This is a genomic window from Acinetobacter sp. NIOH-H-8, assembly GCF_046635365.1.
Lineage (GTDB): Bacteria > Pseudomonadota > Gammaproteobacteria > Pseudomonadales > Moraxellaceae > Acinetobacter.
The window spans coordinates 1-21,803 of the sequence record NZ_JBHDVN010000009.1; the positions used below are offsets into that span (position 1 = coordinate 1).

At 43.7% G+C, this 21,803-nt stretch carries 17 protein-coding genes and 1 rRNA gene; 10 read left to right on the top strand and 8 right to left on the bottom strand.

Going from position 1 to position 21,803, the window contains the following annotated elements; all coding sequences use genetic code 11:
* Positions 1-199, bottom strand: a 16S ribosomal RNA gene (locus ACEWB7_RS05690); the annotation flags it as partial.
* 547 nt (positions 200-746) lie between these two features.
* Here ACEWB7_RS05690 and ACEWB7_RS05695 point away from each other — a divergent pair.
* The 5 genes from ACEWB7_RS05695 (at position 747) to ACEWB7_RS05715 (ending at position 4,759) form a co-directional block, all read left to right on the top strand.
* Positions 747-1,664 carry a VacJ family lipoprotein gene (locus ACEWB7_RS05695; protein ID WP_312309372.1) on the top strand — a complete coding sequence of 306 codons (918 nt, stop codon included), beginning with the start codon at positions 747-749 and terminating at the stop codon, positions 1,662-1,664.
* A 103-nt stretch (positions 1,665-1,767) separates the two neighbouring features.
* Positions 1,768-2,736, top strand: coding sequence for an RsbU family protein phosphatase GigA (gigA, locus tag ACEWB7_RS05700; RefSeq protein ID WP_125279374.1), 969 nt, complete (start codon positions 1,768-1,770; stop codon positions 2,734-2,736).
* 112 nt (positions 2,737-2,848) lie between these two features.
* Complete coding sequence (gene gigB / locus ACEWB7_RS05705; protein ID WP_004783532.1) at positions 2,849-3,367, top strand: anti-anti-sigma factor GigB; 519 nt, start codon at positions 2,849-2,851, stop codon at positions 3,365-3,367.
* Positions 3,368-3,387: 20 nt separating this feature from the next.
* Positions 3,388-4,215: a carbon-nitrogen hydrolase family protein gene (locus ACEWB7_RS05710; protein WP_312309374.1), complete on the top strand. Its 828-nt coding sequence runs from the start codon at positions 3,388-3,390 to the stop codon at positions 4,213-4,215.
* Between the two features lie 118 nt (positions 4,216-4,333).
* The gene (locus tag ACEWB7_RS05715) at positions 4,334-4,759 is read left to right on the top strand and encodes an organic hydroperoxide resistance protein (RefSeq protein WP_159123044.1); all 426 of its coding nucleotides are present in this window, start codon (positions 4,334-4,336) and stop codon (positions 4,757-4,759) included.
* Between the two features lie 173 nt (positions 4,760-4,932).
* Here the strand turns inward: ACEWB7_RS05715 and gspE are convergent, their stop codons facing one another.
* Positions 4,933-6,420, bottom strand: a complete 1,488-nt coding sequence (gene gspE, locus ACEWB7_RS05720) for a type II secretion system ATPase GspE (protein WP_312309375.1) — start codon at positions 6,418-6,420, stop codon at positions 4,933-4,935.
* A 93-nt stretch (positions 6,421-6,513) separates the two neighbouring features.
* Between gspE and ACEWB7_RS05725 the strand changes: the two genes are divergently transcribed.
* On the top strand, positions 6,514-7,344 hold the full coding sequence (locus tag ACEWB7_RS05725) for a hypothetical protein (RefSeq protein ID WP_312309377.1): 831 nt from the start codon (positions 6,514-6,516) through the stop codon (positions 7,342-7,344).
* 9 nt (positions 7,345-7,353) lie between these two features.
* Complete coding sequence (locus ACEWB7_RS05730) at positions 7,354-8,277, top strand: mechanosensitive ion channel family protein (protein WP_312309378.1); 924 nt, start codon at positions 7,354-7,356, stop codon at positions 8,275-8,277.
* Between the two features lie 150 nt (positions 8,278-8,427).
* On the opposite strand, the gene ACEWB7_RS05735 is transcribed toward ACEWB7_RS05730, so the two are convergent.
* On the bottom strand, positions 8,428-11,133 hold the full coding sequence (locus tag ACEWB7_RS05735; protein WP_312309379.1) for a DUF2339 domain-containing protein: 2,706 nt from the start codon (positions 11,131-11,133) through the stop codon (positions 8,428-8,430).
* Positions 11,134-11,294: 161 nt separating this feature from the next.
* Here ACEWB7_RS05735 and polA point away from each other — a divergent pair, with 161 nt between their 5' ends.
* Entirely contained in the window at positions 11,295-14,060 is a 2,766-nt protein-coding gene (gene polA, locus ACEWB7_RS05740; RefSeq protein ID WP_312309380.1) for a DNA polymerase I, read from the top strand.
* 149 nt (positions 14,061-14,209) lie between these two features.
* Here the strand turns inward: polA and ACEWB7_RS05745 are convergent, their stop codons facing one another.
* The 5 genes from ACEWB7_RS05745 to ppx are packed head-to-tail and all read right to left on the bottom strand — an operon-like array spanning position 14,210 to position 19,330.
* The gene (locus ACEWB7_RS05745; RefSeq protein ID WP_004783550.1) at positions 14,210-14,779 is read right to left on the bottom strand and encodes a YggT family protein; all 570 of its coding nucleotides are present in this window, start codon (positions 14,777-14,779) and stop codon (positions 14,210-14,212) included.
* Between the two features lie 32 nt (positions 14,780-14,811).
* Entirely contained in the window at positions 14,812-15,642 is an 831-nt protein-coding gene (proC, locus tag ACEWB7_RS05750) for a pyrroline-5-carboxylate reductase (RefSeq protein WP_312309381.1), read from the bottom strand.
* 2 nt (positions 15,643-15,644) lie between these two features.
* Positions 15,645-17,018, bottom strand: a complete 1,374-nt coding sequence (tilS, locus tag ACEWB7_RS05755) for a tRNA lysidine(34) synthetase TilS (protein WP_125279378.1) — start codon at positions 17,016-17,018, stop codon at positions 15,645-15,647.
* Positions 16,955-17,779 (bottom strand): acetyl-CoA carboxylase carboxyltransferase subunit alpha, encoded by an 825-nt coding sequence (locus ACEWB7_RS05760; RefSeq protein WP_004783557.1) that lies wholly within the window; start codon positions 17,777-17,779, stop codon positions 16,955-16,957. Before ACEWB7_RS05760 ends, tilS begins: the two co-directional genes overlap by 64 nt.
* Before the next feature lie 30 nt (positions 17,780-17,809).
* The gene (gene ppx / locus ACEWB7_RS05765) at positions 17,810-19,330 is read right to left on the bottom strand and encodes an exopolyphosphatase (protein ID WP_125279379.1); all 1,521 of its coding nucleotides are present in this window, start codon (positions 19,328-19,330) and stop codon (positions 17,810-17,812) included.
* Positions 19,331-19,591: 261 nt separating this feature from the next.
* On the opposite strand from ppx, the gene trxA reads away from it, so the two are divergent.
* Both trxA and rho read left to right on the top strand, forming a co-directional pair.
* Complete coding sequence (gene trxA, locus ACEWB7_RS05770; protein WP_005233946.1) at positions 19,592-19,918, top strand: thioredoxin; 327 nt, start codon at positions 19,592-19,594, stop codon at positions 19,916-19,918.
* 321 nt (positions 19,919-20,239) lie between these two features.
* Entirely contained in the window at positions 20,240-21,508 is a 1,269-nt protein-coding gene (rho, locus tag ACEWB7_RS05775; protein WP_004783562.1) for a transcription termination factor Rho, read from the top strand.
* The last annotated feature ends 295 nt before the right edge of the window (positions 21,509-21,803 follow it).

Here is a 21,803-nt window from a genome sequence, read left to right on the forward strand (position 1 = left end):
CCCCTGCTTTCTCCCGTAGGACGTATGCGGTATTAGCGTCCCTTTCGGAACGTTGTCCCCCACTAATAGGCAGATTCCTAAGCATTACTCACCCGTCCGCCGCTAGGAATCAGGTGCAAGCACCCTATCCCCGCTCGACTTGCATGTGTTAAGCCTGCCGCCAGCGTTCAATCTGAGCCATGATCAAACTCTTCAGTTAAAATCATTTCGAACTTTATAAGTAAAGTTCTTAAACTTGGCTCATCAATTTTCTGACTTAAATTTCGCTCAAATAAACTTCGAGTAATTTAAACCAATCAATCAATGAAAATAATTTCGATCAATCAACCAGTAAAAATCCACACAAGTTGTTCTTCATAATCTCTTAATGATCTTCTTGCTACTTCGTCAGTAGCAAGCTAGGTCGGCTATATTACTCTCTATCTCTAGAAAGTCAACCAGTAATGAAAATTATTTTTAAACTTTCTTTCTAAAACCTAACTCAACCATTTCATGCTAAGTTACTGTTTTATCAGAAGTTTTAATCTTCATCACCGCCGATGGATGTGCATTCTACAGTATTTCAGATGCCTTGCAACACCTTTTTTAAATAAATCTTACCGCATGTCTAATTTTTAGTCTTTTATGAAGTTTTTATTCATTTATTATACAATTTTGCTTAAATTACGCCTATTCCTAGTAATACAGTTTATTATTCCGGGTTAAACAACGCCACTATACTCAGAACAAGGCTTTGGGGTTTCCTTATGCATCGCTCTATTTATTTATCTTTATGCTTATTTTCTTTGGCCTCTAGCCCATTAATTTTTGCTGAAGACACTACTCAGGCTGAACAGACTGAAATAGAAACTGAATCTTCTACTACTACTGATACGGTTCCACTCAGAGAAAAAATATCTTCCAAGGTGAGTCACCTGCAAACCCAGCTAAAAGTCGATGCTAGTGCTGCACAGGCTGAAGAAGTTAAAGATCCTTTTCAGGGCTGGAATAGAAAGGTGTATCAATTTAATGATGCAATCGATCAAGCAGTCGTTCGCCCCATTGCGGTTCAGTATCAGGAAAAGGTTCCTCAAGATGTTCGTGGCAGCTACACCCAGTTCCGTAGCAATTTGGGTGAACCATGGAATGCGGTAAACCAGTTGATTCAGGGCCGTCCTGCTCGTGCGGTAAAATCTTTGGGCCGTTTTACCATTAATACCTTAACTACTTTAGGTCTGGCAGATCCTGCCCGTCGTCTGGGACTGGATCATGAAGATGAAAAGTTCGGGATCACACTAGGTTATTATGGTGTACCTTCTGGCCCTTATGTGATGTTACCGTTCCTAGGCCCAAGTTCTGTGCGTGATACTTTGGGTATGGCAGTCGATAGCCAGACCCGTCCACAGAAATATATTCTTGAAGATGATGAAGGCTTGTATTGGGGTGATCAATTCTGGCGTGCAATTGATAATCGTGCAGAATTACTTGATATTGAAGGTGTGTTAACAGGTGATCGTTATGCACAAATTCGCGATATTTATTTGCAGCGTACCAATTATATGATCGCCCAGAAAAAAGGTCTGGAACAGGAATCTTTATTCCTTGAAGATGACTTCGATGATGAAAATCTTGAAGATGAATCTTTCGATGAAAATGAGACTGAATCTTCTAGTGATGACCTTTAAAACCTAAGCTCAATGATGATTTGCTAGCGGAAACTGTTCGCTAGCAATCATTTGCTTGTTATAGTACATCTTATAACTCATTCCAGGATCGAACTACCTGTCTATGTATTTCATTCAACCTACCCGTGATATTCCTTATTTAGATCAAGTACTTGAGAAGCTTCCGCACGTTCAAGTAATCAAGCTGGAAGATCACGAGTTGTACGATGCAACGATTATTGCCATTGCAGATGTACATGATTATCTGAAATATAAGTGGAACCTTCCGACTGTAGTATTAGCGCTAGAAAATGAAGGAACAGCCTTGGCACAAGCTTGGGAACAAGGTGCCTTGGCAGGCTGGATCTGGGATAAACTGCCTGAACAACCCGATATCGCATTACAAAAAATTGATGCGCAATATAAGCGTAATCAGGATAGTCGTGACCTTCCTTCTGCGGCAGAGCTACAAAAACGTTTGCTGCCGAATGAAATTGAATTAACCAATTATGCGGTTGAAACCTATTTTCAGCCTTCTGCCTATCTATCTGGCGATTGGTACGACTACTGGAAAATCAGCGATAAAGAAGTCATTTTCTATCTTGCGGATGTTTCTGGTCATGGCGTTACCAGCAGTTTATTAACGTCCTGGATGGCGGCTTTTCATGGTCGCTCCAAAACGCCTCGTGAGCTAATCAAGAAACTAAACGGGATGCTGGTTCAGGAAAATATCGAAAAGCATATCACCATGATTGCCGGAATCCTGAACCTGGAAACCCATGTCTTGAAATGGTCCAGTGCTGGTCACTACCCTCCTCCGATTATCTTTGAACCGAATCAGGAACCAAAAATCCTGTCATCCAGCAGCTTCCCTCTTGGCCTCACTGAAGACCTTGAGGTAGAAGAAAATGAGTATATCCTCAGCCGAAATGCACGTTTCATTATCTGTTCAGATGGGGCATTGGAGCCGTTTAGCGGCGGTCTGAATGAACAATTTTCCCAATTATTGCATCACTTACAAAACGAATCCTTCGAAGCACCCGAACATGTTGCCGACGATATTGCCATTCTCAGCTTTATAAGAGTGAAATAGCAGTATAATTACAAGCTTTATAAGCACTTAATTTGATTGCGACTTTCAGCTACTTGAGTATCCGTAGACCCTATGGGATAATTTAATATCCTTCTCTGCAAATGGCATTTATATGTCAACAGGTCATGTTGAATATGCAAGCTTGAATGGAACGCATATTTTTAAGCTTATCGGCGAAGTGCGGGCCCAATCTTGTATTAGTCTAGACAAATTACTGAACAAACTTGAGCAGCAGGACAACGTTGTTGGCGCAATTGTTGATCTGACTGAAACCAGCTTTATTGACAGCACTGTACTGGGTGTCCTGGCAAAATTAGGACTTAAACTTAAGCAGCTCCATAAGATCCAGGCGGTGATGTTGTCGACTAACTCTGATATCACGACTCTGGCCAACAGTATGGGCTTGGGGCAGGTCTTTGTCATTCTGGATTACTGCGGTGATTCAAATGTATGTACGCGTAAACTGATGGAAGAACATGTGACGCATCAGGCAATGCTGAAAACTGTTCTGGATGCACACAAGACTTTAATGCGGTTAAATCAGAGCAACCAGAATATGTTTGAGCCCTTGGTCAAACAGTTGCAAAAAGAACAAGATAATCTAGATCAAGTGTCTGAACAAAAGGTATGAATACACAATAAGGAATCCCTATGACTTTACTTTCTGTTGCACAAATGAATTCCCAGAATGAAATTGAGCAAAATTTCATAACCATCGAATCATTAATTCAACAAAGTAAAGCAAAAGGCGCTGAACTTATTGTCTTTCCTGAAAATTTCGTCTGTTTTGCTGCTGGTAAGCAGCGCGAAACTGCTGCTCAGTTCGAGAGCATTCAACAACGTCTGGAACAACTGGCGCATCAATATCAGATCTGGATTATCGCGGGGACATTATCCTGCCCTTATCGTCCTGATGGTTCGATTATTGAAGATGGTCGGGTTCGAACCGTAAGTCTGTGTATTAGCCCTGAAAAAACTGAAGCCCGCTATGACAAGATTCACCTCTTTGACGTGCAGGTCGGTGATGCTGTTGGTGGCTATCAGGAATCCCAATTTTTTGAACCAGGTACCGATGTTGTTGTTGCGAAAACACCTTTTGGCAATATCGGTATGATGGTCTGCTATGACCTGCGTTTCCCTGAACTTGCGCTTCATTTACGTGCCCAAGGCGCGAATATTTTAACTGCGCCATCTGCCTTTACCTACACCACCGGCCAAATGCACTGGCAATTATTATTGCAAGCACGTGCTATGGATACCCAATGCACAGTTCTCGGTGCTGCTCAACAGGGTTGGCATGGTGAAAAACGTCAAACTTGGGGACATGCCGCTGCCGCAAACAGCCGTGGTCAAACTCTCGATATGGTGCATGCGGAAGGCGCACAGATTATTACGGTTGATTTTGATTTGACTGAGCAGGCCAAAGTGCGTGAGTCTATGCCACTCATGCAGCATCGCAAGCTATTACAGTTCTTTTAAGTCAGACTTTCTACTGCATTCTCATTCGCTTGCATAAATTAACAAAATCCCTGCTTATTCTTCCCTAGAAATTATGGAGCATAGAAGTTCCATAAAAGAACAAGCAGGAAATACTCTCATGTCATTAGAAAAAGCAGTATATACCGCACGTGCCAAAGCTACAGGCGGTCGAGATGGCCGTGCAACCTCTGACGATCAGATTCTGGATGTGAAACTGGCAGTGCCTAAGGAAATGGGTGGCCCAGGTGGCGGGACCAATCCTGAACAATTGTTCGCTGCAGGTTATTCAGCCTGTTTTTTAGGTGCCATGAAGTTTGTTGCTAACCGGGATAAAATCAATATTAGCAAAGATGCCTATATTGAAGGTGAAGTTGGCATTGGTCCGATTCCTACCGGTTTTGGCATTGAAGTGACTTTAAATGTTCATTTAGAAGGAATGGAACAGGAAGAAGCACAAAAACTAGTCGATGCCGCACACATCGTTTGTCCTTACTCAAATGCAACCCGTAACAATATTGATGTTACTTTAAATGTCATCACCTAAGTCTAAATAAACATTTCACTCTCTATCCTGAAAAATTAGAAGTCATTTCAGGATAGAGCTGATCATTTTTATAAAATTTTGATCAAAATTACTGTGTGCTATTTAATAGAAAAATGATCACTTGAGATATTTGCTTAATAAAACTGTGCCTTTCTATCACAACGAATAAAAATTTACTCTACCGCCTCATTGGTTACACGCAGAACTTCTTCAATCGTGGTTTTTCCAGCCAGCACCTTGCGTAAACCATCATCGCGAATTGATCCTGACTGCTGACGTGCATAGGTTTCCAATTCATATTCCGCTGCATTGCCATGAATCAGACGGCGCATATGTTCATCAACCGGTACAATTTCATAAATGGCAGTACGTCCACTAAAGCCCGTATTCCCGCAGCGTTCACAACCGTGCGGTTGAGGTAATCTCAACTCCTGTGGATGCTCAATATGTTCAAACAGATTCTTTTCAAATGCATCTGCATCCTTCCAGGTCGCACAATGCGGACATAAAGTCCGCACCAGACGCTGAGCAACTACGCCAATTAAAGAGCTGGATAGCAAGAATGGTTCAATTCCCATGTCTTTTAGACGTGTCACTGCACCAATCGCAGTATTGGTATGCAGCGTTGATAATACCAAGTGACCTGTCAGCGAGGCTTGAACTGCAATTTCTGCAGTTTCCAGATCACGGATCTCACCGACCATCACTACATCCGGATCCTGACGCAGCATGGCTTTTAAGGCACGGGCAAAGGTCATATCGACTTTGGTATTTACCTGAGTTTGACCAATCCCTTCTAACTGATATTCGACTGGATCTTCAGCCGTCAGGATATTTTTGGAACCATCATTTAGATCAGAGAGTGCTGCATATAAGGTAGTGGTCTTACCCGAACCTGTAGGTCCAGTCACCAGAATAATGCCATGAGGGCGATGCACTAGGGCCTTGAGTCGATCATAATCATTATTCATCAAGCCAAGATGGGTCATATTTAGACGGCCGGCCTGCTTGTCCAGCAAACGCATCACCACCCGCTCGCCATAAGAGGATGGCAAAGTCGAAACACGCACATCGACTTCACGACCTGCCAGACGTAAGGAAATACGGCCATCCTGAGGAATCCGTTTTTCCGCAATATCCAGCTTGGCCATGACCTTGATCCGTGATACCAGTAATGGTGCCAGTTCACGACGTGGCTGCACAATTTCACGCAATTGCCCATCGACACGCAAACGTACGGAAAGTCGTTTTTCAAAAGATTCTACATGAATATCTGAAGCTCCAACCCGGATTGCTTCAGACAACAAGGCATTGATCAGACGGACAATAGGCGCATCATCCTCCTGATCCATCAAGTCTTCAGCCTCAGGGACCGAATCAGCAAGGCTTAATAAATCCGGGTGATCTTCCAGTCCGGCAGCCACCTGCTGTGACTCACCGCTATCGCCGGCAAAACTGGAACTGAGTAACTGATTGAATTCTTGTTCTGTACAATGTTGATACTGAGCCGGATGGCCCAGCAAACGGCGTGCTTCCTGCAATGCAAGCATAGACGTATTGTCACGACGGACAATAAAAGCCTGATCTCCCTCATAACGTAACAGCACACCATGACGTTTCGCAAAGCTATACGGGATTTGTAATTGTTTCAGTACTTGCATCGCAGATTATAATAATGATGAAAAAATTTAAATTGAGTGTACTCTAAGCATATGACAGCGTGAAGTATGTTTTCAAAGATTTAGTAAGAAAGGATGCCAACATTGCCGCAAGATCAAAAGGAATTAAACCTGCAGTCTCCCAGAATTCAATGGTGGGGAGAACAAAGTTTTGAAATTAACGAGTCCAAGGCCTGGCAATTTGGCTCTCTGCTGTTTCGTTTGACCCGAGGCTTGCAAGAATGGCGACTGGAATATTATCGCCCTACCGTACAATACGATTATGAACAGCAATGGCATCAGATCAGTGACCCACTGTTTGCATTTCCGAAACCGGTGAAAATTGAACGCTATATGTTCAAATCTACCCAAAGTAAGTTACAGCTTATGCCGCGTCTGGCGAATCGCTCCGTAGTAATTAAACCGGTTGATCCGATTTATATTCCGGCCGGACAACGTGGAACCCTCTATATCAGCACCCCGCTATGGATTGCCGGTTTTGTCGAAGGTCAACGTGAACCGATTTTTGATCTTCCAGTGATTTTACCGAAAGACACCTGGTTTGGACCCAATCATCGTTCCGGTGAAATTTGCTATGCTACCGCAGTTGACGGAAGAACCGAGCTCCAACAATTACGTCCTCGTGCATTCCGTGCTGTGACTCCAATTGAATTTCATAATACCAGTCAGCAGCAACTGCGTTTCGATCGGATGAATGTTCCAGTACCTGCATTGCCTCTCTTTTATAGTGCCAGCACTGAACGTTTATGGACCTCGCAGATTAAGGTTCTGCATGAAGGTCTGGATCGCCCCCCCCGGATCCGGGTAGAAAACCGTACCCCGCCCAATGCGGGTGAAGTAGATTATTTACACCCACCGCGTGATCCAGCGGGAAATTTATTTAATATGTTTGATTCATTTTTCTAAGAGCGTGTGATGCCAAATTCGAATATTCCAACCGAAGTCACCAACAGTCTCAAGGGAGTATTTACCAATATTAATACGGATCGCCTGACTGAAATTGTCGTCGCGGTTGTGCTGTGTTTTATTGGTTTCCTGATCGCACGTTTTTTTTCGAATGCTTTTATCCGCACTATTGGTATACGCTTTAATGCGCATCAGCAAATGGTCTGGCGCCGCGGGATTTTCTACTTTATTTTCCTGCTGTTTGTAATGGCAAGTTTAAAGGAGGCTGGCTTTAAGCTGAGTGTCTTCCTTGGTGCAGCAGGTATTTTAACTGTGGCCTTGGGTTTCGCTTCTCAAACTTCAGCGTCAAACTTGATCAGCGGTATCTTCCTGATCGGTGAAGGATCTTTTGAGGTCGGTGATACCATTCAGATTACACTGATTCGTGGACATACCGTTGAAGGTGAAGTGATTTCGATTGATCTGCTCTCGGTTAAACTGCTTACCCAAGATAATATCTATATACGTTTGCCGAACGAACAACTGATTCGGGCTCCGGTACACAACCTGTCCAAGTTTCCAATCCGGCGTATTCCGATTACCTTGGCTATTAATTTCCATGAAGACATCATCAAGGTGCGTGAAGTACTGCTTGATGTTGCCAATAAATATCCGCTGGTTCTGGCCGATCCAAAACCGGCTGTTACAGTCACCGCCTTCCGTGAATCTTCGATTGAACTTTTGTTTGCGATTTGGTGTCAGCAGGAAAACTATCTAAAAGTCCGTGATGAGATGCAGGAACGGATTCGAAATGGCTTTCTCGATAATCAGATTGAAATTCCGGTACCGAAAATGGGCTTTGTTGATCATCCACTGGCTCGCCCACTGGAAAATGAAGATATTGATCAATATGCAAATGAGAAGGAGCTGAAGAGAGAGCCGGATTTAAAATAACTTTTTCTAAATCCCTCCTCACCTCCCTTTACTAAGGGAGGAACTGTCATAAAAAGCCTGTCTTTCTCTTACACATCGCTTAAAGCAGTGCTTTAAGCTCGTTCAGGGTTTGGGGAGATTAAATTAATGCTCAAATCTAGTAATTTAGATTCAAACCCTCTTCTCCCCATCCGGCATCGGTGCAATATAGGCAATCAGTAGCATGACCCCACCGGCCAGCAAGAATGAAATCACACGCGTCAGTGTACCGGTATGAGACAGGTCGAATAACACCAGCTTCAAGCTGACGATCACCAGAATGCTCCCCCCTAAAATCCACATCGGTTTAAGCCTTTTCAGGGTGGCGGTCCACATGGTCGCCCAAGCCAACAATACCCAAAGAATCGTTAGGCTTAACTGTACTGTGCCATTGCTCCACAATTCCAGACTATTGAATGGTGTTTGCAGATAGATATGTAAGGCCCGTAATACAATATAACTCGACAGCCATAACAGGCTTAGCACCATCAGTACCGACATCATACCGCGGTCGTGTCCTGCCCGAATCTGCTGCAACAGCATCCATAGGAAACTGGCAAGCATGGCCAGACTGATCAGATCAAATGGATTGAATAAAGGTAACCAGTAATACTGAAAAGCTTGCTGGTTAAACAGCTGTGAGCATATTAACCAAGCTCCCATTAATGCCAAGCTGTTTTTACTTTGCCAGAGTAAACGCCACTCTGAATTTTCTTTTTGTCGATAACACCAGAACCAGAACACCAGAGGCAGAATTACCATACTGAGATAAGGCATGCTCGGTATTAGGCATACACTAGCCAAAGCCAGGCTGGCAAATACCCCAAAGCTCATCCACTCTTTGGATAAATCAATCCCTTTCACCGGTCTTAACCATAAAGCAGCCAGCAATAATGATGAAAGTGCAAAGATTCCACGCTCTAAAGCACTTGGCCAGACCAGAATCCCATTTTCGCTATGATCAACAGCCAGCAAAATCGCAATGATCACCAATGGCGTAAGACCGCTCCATTTCGGCAATAACCAGCACCATTCCTGATGCTTGCGCTGAATGATCTCACTTAGAACTGTATAACCCAATGCAAGACTGAATAAACTATAAATATAGGCCTGCTCATGAGCAAATTCATCTTCAAGCAAGGCAAACAACATCAAAGTCGCAGCAAAACTGAGAATACTCAGAAAACTGATACTTAAGCTATTGAGCTGCTGGCGGTATTTGGCTTTAAGCTGACTAAGGAAGACGACGGCGACATAACAGAAGCTGAGAATCCAGAAAATTTTCCGCGGTGTGGGATTAAGCTCAATCAGATAGTAAACACTACTGAAACCTGCCATGATCAGCAGTCCCATACTCAGGTAATGTGCAACCCGAATATTCTTTTCCAATGCCCAGAGATAAATCAGTACTCCTTCAACCGCCCAACCGACTACGCTCCACTGCTCTGTCAATAAAATGGGTGGAACCAAAGCCAGAAAGATCAGCATCAGGCTGAGATAACTTTGGGAAATGACCTGAATACTTTCTCTGCGATGCACTAAAGTCCAACAGATTGCAAATATCCCGGCAAATAGCAGACTAAGCCCGGCTTGCCAAAGCTTCTGATCAGGCTGATTGAAATGAATCAGATACAGGAAAATATAGGCGGTAATCGGTGCAGCGAAAATCAGGGCCAGATCCAGAACCGGTTTTAAACGAAAACGGGAAAGATCCTGCTTGGCCAGTAACTGGCTAAAACGAAAACCCAGCCAGATGAATACCGCACTATGTGCCAGAATCAGGGCGGTCATGGTATAGCGTTCATATGTATGACCATGAATCAGGCTATACATCCCACCTACTATGACTGTGACCAGAAAGGCAATCTGGTTCAGGATTTTCCAGGGCCGTAAACTGCTGAGTAACAGCACGCCGATATTAATCAGCAGATAATAACCGATGAACTCAACCGCAGAAGCATCCCGGGTTGGCAAGGTAAACGGCGCCAGATAGGCAATAAATAAAGCCATAACTGCCAGCTCAATACTTTCCTGTTTCAAGCTTAAGTACAGAGTAATTGCCAAAATAACCAAAAACACCAGAGCTGCCAGTGACAACGTGGCAATCACCAGATTGTAATAGGCAAAGAACAAGGTCAGAAATAATGCTCCTAATCCCAAGCCTTCCAGTGCCAGACCGAAACTTCGATTTTTAGTGATCAGAGCAAAACCTAATCCGGTCACAACAGCAGCAGATAAAGCGACCAGTCCTAATTTTACCGCCAGGCTCAGCTGCCAGTGCTCTGTTGCAAAACGGAGTAATAAAATAATCCCAATGACCAGAATCGCGATCGCGGCTTTGAGAACCGGATTTCCACGAAAAATCCATTGTTGGATCTGATCCAGCAATTGTGGTTGCTCTGGACTAGCTTGAGCAGCAATAGGTAAAGGAATATCTGGTTGAGTGATTTCTGGATGAGTCTGATCTGCTGACCAGTAACGAGATTGCAACTGGACAATGTTACGTTCCAAACGCTGTAGCCAGCGTAATAGAAAGAAAATCCAGGCAGTAATACCAATACCCATGAGCCAGTTGAGCTCAGTCACGCCTCCGACAATGGCGATAATAGAAGAAATATATAGCGGTATTTTAGAATTGGCTGGCACAATCACCTGCGTTGGTGCAGCCAGATCCCGCACGGGCGCTTCAATGGCACTGATATATTGCATCACGCTGATCAGGAAACCCAGACCAGTGAGATAAGTCACGATCTGCAATTCCAGATACCATGCACTTATTCCCACAATTACCAGACTAATTAGCCAGATCATACGCAATTCATTTTGCCCTGCCGTCATTCTTCTCGTTCTCGTTCCTTAACCATGTCATCATACAACAGCTTGTACTGCTTATTTCATCTTCACCCGATATTCGCTAAGCTGTAGAAACCGACTTGCCCCTGCGAGTGCAGTAAAAATCACGTACAATAAAACTGTTTTTTGAATAAGGAATTGATTACATGCCACCATTTGTCTTGGTCGATGGCTCTTACTTTTTATTTCGTGCCTTTCATGCACTACCACCATTAACCACGTCAACCGGTCTGCACACCAATGCAATTCGTGGTGCGATTTCTGCTATTCAAAAACTGATGCGCCGTACCCAGCCAACCCATATGGCGGTGATTTTCGACACGCCTGAACCGACTTTCCGTCACGAGCTATCACCTATTTATAAAGGTGACCGTCCGAGCATGCCGGAAGAACTGTCACAGCAAATTCCATACTTACATGCCTTGATTCGCGCATTAGGCATTCCTCTGCATATGCTGCCAGGTGCAGAAGCCGATGACATTATTGGTACATTGGCTAAACGTGCTGAAGCTTTAGGTCATCAGGTGCTGATTTCAACTGGTGATAAAGACATGGCACAGCTGGTGACTGATAAAGTGACCTTGGAAGACAGCTTCAAAGAAAAACCGATGGATGTTGATGGGGTTTTTGAAAAGTTTGGCGTATGGCCGAACCAGATCATTGACTACCTGACCCTGATGGGCGATGCCTCAGATGGCATCATGGGTGTGCCTGGGATTGGGGCGAAAACTGCAGCCAAATTACTCAATGAATATGGCTCGATTGGTGGCATTCTGGAAAATGTCGACAAGATCAAAGGTAAAGTTGGTCAGAATATTAAAGACAATACCGATGGCATTGCATTGGATCATCAATTGGCCAGCATCATTTGCGATCTGGATTTAAGCTTCACTTATGATGACCTGAAACTTCAGGACCCAAATGTAGAAGCTTTACGTAATCTTTATACTGAACTGGAATTCCGTAACCAGCTGCAATCACTGGATCATCCAAATAATCCCAATAACCGTAATTATAAACAAGCTACTCAATCGATTAATGCCAAAGCAGCACCTGAACCTCAGGAAGCCGATGAGCAGCAGGCGACACTCAGCAGTGATAATGATCAGCTTGGAGAAGCCACTTATCATACTGTGTTGACTCAGGAAGATTGGGACAAGCTGTTTGAACGTTTAAACACTGAAAAACGCTTTGCTTTTGACACCGAAACCACCAGTCTGGATTATCGTATTGCACAGATTGTTGGTTTTTCGGTGGCTTTTGATGCACAGGATGCCTATTACGTACCGCTAGCACATGATTATGAAGGTGCGCCAGAACAGCTCAATCGTGAAGAAATTCTGGCTCAGATCAAACCGATTCTAGAAAATGAAGCTATTCAGAAAATTGGCCACCACCTGAAATATGATGCGCATGTTCTGGAAAATCACGGCATTCATCTAGCAGGCTGGTATTTTGATACTATGCTGGCTTCTTATGTGCTCAACTCGGTTGCCACCCGTCATGGCATGGATGATGTAGCCCGTCTGTACTTAAGCCACTTAACCACGACCTATGAACAGGTGGCAGGTAAAGGCGCCAAACAAAAAACTTTCGATAAAATCGAGATCGAAACTGCCGCCCACTATGCCGCAGAAGATGCGCATGTGACCTATCGTCTGTTTGAAGTACTGAGCAAAAAACTTCAGGCTTATCCTGAACTGGTCAATATTCTGCACAATATTGAAATGCCGGTAGCGCGTGTGCTGACCAGCATGGAAGAAAATGGCATCCGACTGGATCTGGCTTTTCTGGATCAACTCGGTTGTGAGTTCGCTCAAACCATGCAGAATCTGGAAAATCAGATCACGGAAATAGCCGGTGAAGCGTTTAATGTCAGCTCTCCAAAACAAGTCGGTGAAGTTCTATTTGAAAAACTAGGCCTGAAAGGTGGCAAAAAGACCTCTACCGGTCAATACAGTACTAGCGAAAGTGTACTGGAAAAACTGGAACACCCGATTGCTGAACTGATTCTGGAATATCGGGGTCTATCTAAACTGAAAAGCACCTATACCGACGGTCTATGCAAGCAGGCCAATAATGAGACTCATCGTGTACATACCAGTTATCATCAGGCATTAACTGCCACTGGCCGTTTATCATCAACTGATCCAAACCTGCAGAATATTCCAATTCGTGCAGAAATCGGACGTCAGATTCGTAAGGCCTTTATTGCGCCCGAAGGGCGTGTCTTACTCGCAGCCGATTATTCACAGATTGAATTGCGTCTGATGGCACATTTATCTCAGGATAATGCGCTAGTAGATGCCTTTAACCATGGACAGGACGTACATCGCCGTACCGCAGCTGAAGTTCTCGGTATCCCGCTCGAAGAAGTGACCAATGATCAGCGTCGTCAGGCAAAAGCCGTGAACTTCGGTCTGCTTTATGGTATGTCTGAATTTGGTCTGACCCGTCAGTTAGGTTTTACTCGTCAGGAATCACAGGAATATATTAAACAGTATTTCCGCCGCTATCCGGGGATTTATGAATATATGCAGCGTACCCGTCAGGTGGCATTGGAACAAGGCTTCGTTGAAACTATTCTAGGCCGCCGTTTATACACACCTGATATCGATGCCCGTAACATGATGGTCCGCAAAGCCGCTGAACGTGCTGCGATTAATGCACCATTACAAGGTTCGGCTGCAGACATCATTAAAATGGCAATGATTGAGGTTGATAAAATGCTGCCTAAAGATCAAGCCAAAATGCTGCTACAAGTGCACGATGAACTGGTATTTGAAGTCGATGAAGCGATTGCAGATGAACTGGCACCTCAACTGGCTGAAGTGATGCAATCTGTGATTGAAATCTCTATACCTTTGGTTGTGGAAGTCGGTAAAGGCATGAACTGGGATGAAGCGCATTAATACTAAAGCTCCTTCCTCCTTTTAGGAGGAAGGTTGGGATGGAGGTTATTTAAATTTATAGACCTCACCCTAACCCTCTCCTACAAGGAGAGGGAATTTTCTTGGAATAAAAAAAGGACGCCTAAGCGTCCTTTTTATTTGGAATCTGATTAAAGACCGGTTAGCAACACAATTGCCACCTGGTTCATAATCATTTCAATTACGATCAGTGCCAAAATTGCCAGAATTGGAGACAGATCGATCATTCCCATATTCGGCATGATACGGCGGAACGGTGCCAATAATGGTTCTGCAAGTTCCTGAACCACTTCAATATAAGGTGAGCGGGATTGCGTAAACATCACCACCCAGCTCAAAATAATCGTTGCAAAAATCAGGTAACGACAGAAGCGGATCAAATCCTGCATCATGGTGACGAAGGTTAGAATAAGCAAATGGATTGGACCATTTGGCATTCCCCCGGACAAATACATGATGCCAAAAATTTTCAGCAAATACAGCACGACTAAAAGTGCCAGTGCAGCAGTATTCACCCGGCCTTTACCTGCGGTTGGGAAAATACGCCCAAACACATCTACAATTTTAGTCGCTTTGACAGTAGATAGAACGACAGGATTATAAGGACTCACCGCGGCCAATTGCATTAAAAAGCGGAAGAATACGAGCAAAATCGCGACGTTAATGATAATGCCAAAAATTAGCGCAGAATTTGCACCCATACTTGAACGTTCCTAAAAATTAAACTGATAGATTATTTGCTATTGTCACTGAGCTCTTGGGCCAGTTCCTGACTACGTTTTTGCGCAGCAGCAAGCGCTGCCTGAATATTCTGAGAAATTTGCGCGCGATCAAATACTTCCAATGCCGCTTGAGTTGTACCATTCGGAGATGTGACATTCTTACGCAGCTCTGCTGGTGTATTAGAACTGGTGATCGCCATTTGCGCTGCCCCCAAAGCAGTTTGCAACGTCAATGCAGTAGCTACTTTTTCATCCAGACCTAAATTCTTACCTGCACGGATCATGCTTTCCATCATATAGAAGAAGTAAGCAGGTCCTGAACCAGAGACTGCAGTCACGGCATCAATCTGAGCTTCTGAGTTTACCCAAATTGTCAGGCCGGTAGAAGCCAAAACCTGACTCGCCAGCTCACGGTCTTCTGCACCCACTTCTTCATTGGCAAATAAACCATGTGCACCAGTCTGTACCAATGCGGGTGTATTCGGCATCACACGGACAATACGGTCAGTGCCCAATAGCGTAGATAGTGTTGCAATCTCGGCACCCGCAACGATTGAAATCACCAGCTTGCCATCAAGTAAACCTTGAAGTGGTTTTAACACACCAGCTAAAACCTGTGGTTTGACTGCAAACAGGACGATATCCGCATCTTTAATAGCAGCAATATTATCATCGGTGACATTGACTTCTTTTTCTGCAAGAAGTGAGCGTACTTTCTCAACAGGATCAGAAACTGTAATACGCGTTGCTGGCAACCCCTGTGAAATCAGCCCGCCAATCAGGGCTTGAGCCATATTACCGCCACCAATAAAACTAATATTACAATTTAAAGCTGCACTCATGTTTAATGCTCGTCGTTGAATTCTAAAGTTGAAGAAACCGAAATGGGTAGCCACCCCCCTGCTTCACAATATGCAGATTGAGCTAACCAAAATCCTTTAGGTGTAAACACGCCTAGCATAACATTATCTGTGCTTAATATTTGAATAGTATGCCGAGTCCAGGGAAATATTTGCGCTTCCTGAATGGCTTTTTTGAGCGGCCAGTGCCCCATCCGGCCATAGAGATGAATTTTTTCACCCCCCTTCCGTTGCCGCAAATATAAGGGTTGACCTAATAAAGTGGGAGATAATCCTATCTCAGCCCTTTGAATCCTGAATTGACCGGAAAGAAGATGAACTTGATCTTTATTCTGTAAAATGATCTGCTGTTCGGCTACGTTTAGCTGTTGCTCAGCCAGATAAACTTCAGCTTTTAGTCGATGCAACTGCTGCTGATAACGCACATAGTAATAACCCGACCAATGCAACGCTGCTTGAGCATCCTGTTTCGCTCCAATTACTTCAGCCTGTACACGCTCCACCATGTCCAGAGAGGGACGATATTGTCCTTTGCCTCTTATCCAGACCGAGAGTAACTGGCGCTGCCGTGCTTTAGATAAACTTGAGAATGAGGGTAGATCGAGGATTTCGGCATTGCCACAGAATTTTAGATCCTGCTCCAATACTTCTTGCAAAATGTTTTGCGCATCTTGCATCAGTTCACTGGTACGTGCCAAGGCAGACTGCATTTTCGGATAGCGATGACTTAAGACTGGCCACAGCACCTGACGTGCCCAGGCACGGTCATAATGAGTATCCTGATTGGTCGGATCTTCGATATTCTGGATATTTAAATCTGCTGCCCATTGGCAAATCTGCTCACGTGAAATATCCAGTAGTGGCCGCCAGATGGCTAAATCTTGCCGTATATCGATGACTTTCATCGCAGCCAGGCCATCAATCCCCGCCCCAGAAAGTAAGCGCAACATTAAAGTTTCTGCTTGATCTTGCTGATGATGAGCCAAGACTAGAACTTCATTGGGCTGAAGATGCCGTAAATAAGCTTGATACCGTGATTGGCGGGCCTGTGATTCCAGATTGCCGCTGGCAACATGGACGGGCTGAATGATGCAAGAAATATTTAATTGCTGACACTGTTGCTGGACAAAAGTGCCCCATTCAGCACTAACACTTTGCAGTTGATGATCAACATAGATCGCGCGGATTTTTTCCGGACACAAAAAAAACATCAGATGCAGCAACAGCATAGAATCTACGCCGCCACTGCATCCGATTAGAAATTTTGTCTCTGCAGGAAATTCCTGCAGTTGCTTTAAGATGCCAGACCTAAATTGTCGCTGCCAAACTTCATTAAACGTTGGTAACGTGCTTCGCATCGTGCTTGTGGTTCCATTGCTTGCAGTTCATTTAAAGCTTCTTTCAGGACTGCTTTTAGTTGGTACATGACTTCATCCGGATCCAGATGTGCGCCTTCACCTTCATCAACGACGTATTCAACAATGCCCATCTTCTGCAATTTTTCAGCAGTCAATGCCAAAGCTTCACTGGCCTGTTCTGCTTTTTCTGCGGTTTTCCACAGAATAGATGCACAACCTTCTGGTGAAATCACTGAATAAATACTGTGAGAGAGCATCACTACACGATCCGCAACACCAATGCCGAGTGCGCCACCTGAACCACCTTCACCCAGAACAGTGGCAATTACAGGTACTTTCAGATTAGAAAGTTGTGCCAAACTTGACGCAATCGCTTCAGCCTGACCACGCTCTTCCGCACCCACACCTGGGTATGCACCCATGGTATCAATAAAGGTGAAGACTGGCAGATTAAAGCGTTCCGCCATATCGAGCAGACGCTGAGCTTTACGGTAACCTTCCGGGTTACTCATCCCAAAATTATGCTGCAATTTTTCACGGGTACTACGACCACGGTGCTGACCCACGATCATCACCGGTTGTCCATCAAAACGTGCCAGACCACCGATCATTGCGCCATCATCACCATAAAGACGGTCGCCATGCAAAGCATCAAATTCAGTGAATATTTCACCTACGTAGTCCAGAAATTGTGGACGTTCCGGATGACGAGCAATCTGTACTGTCGTCCATGCTTTTGATGGGGTAGCTTTATTTTTCATAGGTCAACCGTTTTCATCCCTATAAAGGTATTAATTAACAAATTGTTCAGATTGAACCGAGAGCTCGATCTCCCAATTTTTAAACTGCACCTGTTCATCATGCAGTTCAGCAATCAGCAATGGCCATTGTTTGGCATCGCCAGAAATGCTGAGCTGCCATTGTTGCGCATTCTTGACCTTGAGTTCAATGGCAGGAAGCATCTCATCGCTACGACTGTGATTGACCAAAACCGCCAGACGCAACAGCAAACACAGCTGTAAAAGTTTAGTTCCGCCGACTTTCATCACATCATGCTTGGCATCAGCGCGCAATTTGCGGCGATGATGTGCGACCAAATGTGACAAATAATTTTGATCTACCTGCGAAAAACCGGCAATGTCAGAATGTTGCAATAAATAGGCACCGTGGCGGTGATAACCGCTATGACTGATCGCCAAACCGATTTCATGCAAATAAGCTGCACGACGAAGTAAATCACTGTCCTCGCTATACAGGCCAAGATCACCTGCTACATCATCAAACAGTTTTTGTGCAGTCTGCACTACACGTTCGGCCTGCTTGGCATCGGCATTATAACGACCAATCAAGGCATGGACTGAACGATCACGGATATCCTCATGCTTGAAACGGCCCAAGAGGTCATACATCACGCCTTCACGCAATGCGCCATCTGAATACACCAGATGTGGAATATTCAGTACATCAAATACCGCATATAAAATGGCAATTCCTGCAGGTAATACTGCACGACGGTCATCTTTCAGACCTTCAAACTCCATGTCCGAAACATGTTTATTTTTGAATAATTTATCTTTAAGTTTTTCCAGACCTTCACGGGTGAGCTGTTCTTTATCATTGCTCCAGCCCATGTTGACACAGATCTGACGGCAAGCCTTAATCGTACCACTCGAACCAACCACCGCATCCCAACCGGCAGATTTATAAGTATTGGCAATGCCTGAAATTTCTTTACGTGCCGCAGTCACTGCCTTATCAAAAGCTTTATGGGTAATTTCACCATCAGCAAAGAATTTCTTGGTAAAAGTCACACAACCCATCTGAACTGATTCGGTATGAATGGGTTCAAATTCTTCCCCGATAATCAGTTCGGTCGAGCCCCCACCGATGTCTACCACCAGACGACGGCCAGTATTGGGCATGGTATGTGACACACCGAGATAAATTAGACGCGCTTCTTCACGACCAGCAATAATTTCAATCGGTTTCGGTAAAATTTCAGCCGCTTTCTGAATAAATTCATGGCCATTTTTGGCTTGGCGTAATGCGTTGGTTGCCACAATCCGTAAACGGTTTGGTTGTACAGAACCCAAACGTCCGACAAAACGGGCCAGACAAGCCAAACCACGCTGCTGTGCGGCTTCAGTTAAATTTTTATTTTCATCCAGTCCCGCAGCAAGCTGAACCTTTTCTGACATTGATGCGACTTTTTTCACTTCGCCATGATCCACCCGGGCAATCGCCAAATGAAAACTGTTTGATCCCATATCGATGGCTGCGAGTAATTCTTCATCAATCAAAAAATCAGACATTCTAGAAATAAACCTTTTAAGAATTGTGCTTAGAGTAATTCACAACCATGCAATTTAAAAGCCATTTGTCAGGACAATTTCGCGTAATTATTTTTTTCATTTATAGGACAATTGTATGAGGCGATGGTGACTATCGTGATCATCCATTAGACAAAACAACATTAAAGCTTGAAAATTTACAGATTCCCCTACATTGTTAAAGATGGCTATGTAATACTAATCATTATAGTTATCTTTATAAAATTAATTCTGGAGCACTCCATGTCTGGCAACATCGTAAACACTACTGACGCAAACTTCGAAGCAGACGTTCTTCAATCAGACGTTCCTGTACTGGTTGATTTCTGGGCTGGCTGGTGTGCGCCATGTAAAGCTATTGCCCCTGTACTTGAAGTATTAGCTGATGAATATCAAGGCAAAGTGAAAATTGTCAAAGTTGACGTAACATCTTGCGAACAAACTGCTGTGAATTTCAATATCCGCAACATTCCAGCTTTATTGATGTTCAAAAATGGTGAAGTCGTAGCGACTCAAGTCGGTGCAGCACCAAAATCTAAATTGACTGCATTTATTGATCAAAACATCTAAGCACAAAATGCTAAACTAAAAATACGCGACCAAAGGTTGCGTATTTTTTTCGTCTATAAATTGACAAAAACCTGTTTCTCTCTTATATTTCAACTTCAAGAGATAAAGGATGCTAAATCCTGTCAGTTTCTTACAAGACACATTACATAACATGCCGCTCGGCAATAGAAATTGTTTTCACATTTCTCTTTGAAACAATCAAACAGACCTCTGAATTGTTCTTGTGCAAATTCAATTGCTTTCGTTTGAATGCTTATATGCGGCCGAATGTTACTCCCTTTCTAACCTATACCTTAGAACTTTGATTCTATCTGACCACCTATGAATTTAACCGAACTCAAGAAAAAACCGATTGGCGAACTCATCAAGATTGCCGAGTTTATGGGCCTTGAAGGTATGGCTCGTAACCGTAAGCAAGACATTATTTTTGCCATCTTAAAACGCCATGCGATGAATGGTGAAGAGATTTTTGGTGATGGCGTTCTAGAAATTTTGTCAGATGGTTTTGGCTTCTTACGCTCTGCAGCAGGCTCTTATTTGGCAGGTCCTGACGACATCTATGTCAGCCCATCACAAATTCGCCGCTTTAACCTGCGTACTGGTGACACCATTACGGGAACCATTCGTCCGCCTAAAGAAGGTGAGCGTTATTTTGCTTTGCTGAAAGTCAATCAGATTAACTACGATACTCCGGAAAATTCACGTAACAAGATCTTGTTCGAAAACTTAACTCCATTGTTCCCGACTGAACAGCTTGTGATGGAACTTGGTAATGGTACAACTGAAGATTTAACTGCACGTGTGGTCGATCTGGTGGCGCCAATTGGTAAAGGTCAACGTTCAATTATCGTTGCACCACCAAAAGCTGGTAAAACCATGCTATTACAGAACATCGCGCAATCGATTGTTCGTAACAACCCTGAATGCTTCCTGATTGTGCTTCTGATTGATGAACGTCCTGAAGAAGTCACCGAAATGGAACGTACTGTTCGCGGTGAAGTGGTCGCATCTACCTTTGATGAATCACCTGCCCGTCACGTTCAAGTGGCTGAAATGGTGATTGAAAAAGCCAAGCGTCTGGTTGAGCATAAGAAAGATGTGGTGATTCTATTAGATTCGATTACCCGTCTGGCACGTGCATATAACACAGTGATTCCTTCATCAGGTAAGGTATTAACTGGTGGTGTTGACGCACATGCACTTGAACGTCCAAAACGTTTCTTTGGTGCGGCACGTAATATCGAAGAAGGTGGTTCTCTTACTATCATTTCTACAGCCCTGATTGAAACCGGCAGTAAAATGGATGAAGTGATCTACGAAGAATTCAAAGGTACAGGTAACCAGGAAATCACGCTGGACCGCCGTATTGCGGAAAAACGTGTCTTCCCTGCGATGAATATCAAGAAATCCGGTACGCGTCGTGAAGAACGTTTAATGTCCGAAGACAAACTGCGTAAAGTCTGGATTCTTCGTAAACTTCTGCATACCCAAGATGAACTAGTCGCGATGGAATTCTTACTTGACCGCATGAAAGAAACCAAAACCAATGATGATTTCTTTGATCAAATGAAACGCAAAGCATCGAACTAAAATTATCGGAAAGGTCACCATTCAAGGTGGCCTTTTTTTATGGTTGACGTATGTTACACAATGAAACAATGTACTGAGATATCTGTAAACTTATTTTTAAGTTTTTGATTATTAAAATAAACAGATAAATAACTGTATAATTTTTATAAGCTTAATAAGCCTTTCTCCAATCTATATCTTTCAATTAATTGTTATTTTCTGTTAAAAAACCCTTAATTTTTATCGTTTTTTCGCTGTTTTTGATGCTCCCCTAGTAGCAATTAAAAATGCGCAGTGATAGCATATTTGCAGACCA

Excerpts from the sequence above, each read along its gene's own strand:
- ACEWB7_RS05695 (WP_312309372.1), top strand. The coding sequence starts at position 747 with ATGCATCGCTCTATTTATTTATCTTTATGCTTATTTTCTTTGGCCTCT.
- gigA (WP_125279374.1), top strand. The coding sequence starts at position 1,768 with ATGTATTTCATTCAACCTACCCGTGATATTCCTTATTTAGATCAAGTA.
- gigB (WP_004783532.1), top strand. The coding sequence starts at position 2,849 with ATGTCAACAGGTCATGTTGAATATGCAAGCTTGAATGGAACGCATATT.
- ACEWB7_RS05710 (WP_312309374.1), top strand. The coding sequence starts at position 3,388 with ATGACTTTACTTTCTGTTGCACAAATGAATTCCCAGAATGAAATTGAG.
- ACEWB7_RS05715 (WP_159123044.1), top strand. The coding sequence starts at position 4,334 with ATGTCATTAGAAAAAGCAGTATATACCGCACGTGCCAAAGCTACAGGC.
- gspE (WP_312309375.1), bottom strand. The coding sequence starts at position 6,420 with ATGCAAGTACTGAAACAATTACAAATCCCGTATAGCTTTGCGAAACGT.
- ACEWB7_RS05725 (WP_312309377.1), top strand. The coding sequence starts at position 6,514 with ATGCCAACATTGCCGCAAGATCAAAAGGAATTAAACCTGCAGTCTCCC.
- ACEWB7_RS05730 (WP_312309378.1), top strand. The coding sequence starts at position 7,354 with ATGCCAAATTCGAATATTCCAACCGAAGTCACCAACAGTCTCAAGGGA.
- ACEWB7_RS05735 (WP_312309379.1), bottom strand. The coding sequence starts at position 11,133 with ATGACGGCAGGGCAAAATGAATTGCGTATGATCTGGCTAATTAGTCTG.
- polA (WP_312309380.1), top strand. The coding sequence starts at position 11,295 with ATGCCACCATTTGTCTTGGTCGATGGCTCTTACTTTTTATTTCGTGCC.
- ACEWB7_RS05745 (WP_004783550.1), bottom strand. The coding sequence starts at position 14,779 with ATGGGTGCAAATTCTGCGCTAATTTTTGGCATTATCATTAACGTCGCG.
- proC (WP_312309381.1), bottom strand. The coding sequence starts at position 15,642 with ATGAGTGCAGCTTTAAATTGTAATATTAGTTTTATTGGTGGCGGTAAT.
- tilS (WP_125279378.1), bottom strand. The coding sequence starts at position 17,018 with ATGCGAAGCACGTTACCAACGTTTAATGAAGTTTGGCAGCGACAATTT.
- ACEWB7_RS05760 (WP_004783557.1), bottom strand. The coding sequence starts at position 17,779 with ATGAAAAATAAAGCTACCCCATCAAAAGCATGGACGACAGTACAGATT.
- ppx (WP_125279379.1), bottom strand. The coding sequence starts at position 19,330 with ATGTCTGATTTTTTGATTGATGAAGAATTACTCGCAGCCATCGATATG.
- trxA (WP_005233946.1), top strand. The coding sequence starts at position 19,592 with ATGTCTGGCAACATCGTAAACACTACTGACGCAAACTTCGAAGCAGAC.
- rho (WP_004783562.1), top strand. The coding sequence starts at position 20,240 with ATGAATTTAACCGAACTCAAGAAAAAACCGATTGGCGAACTCATCAAG.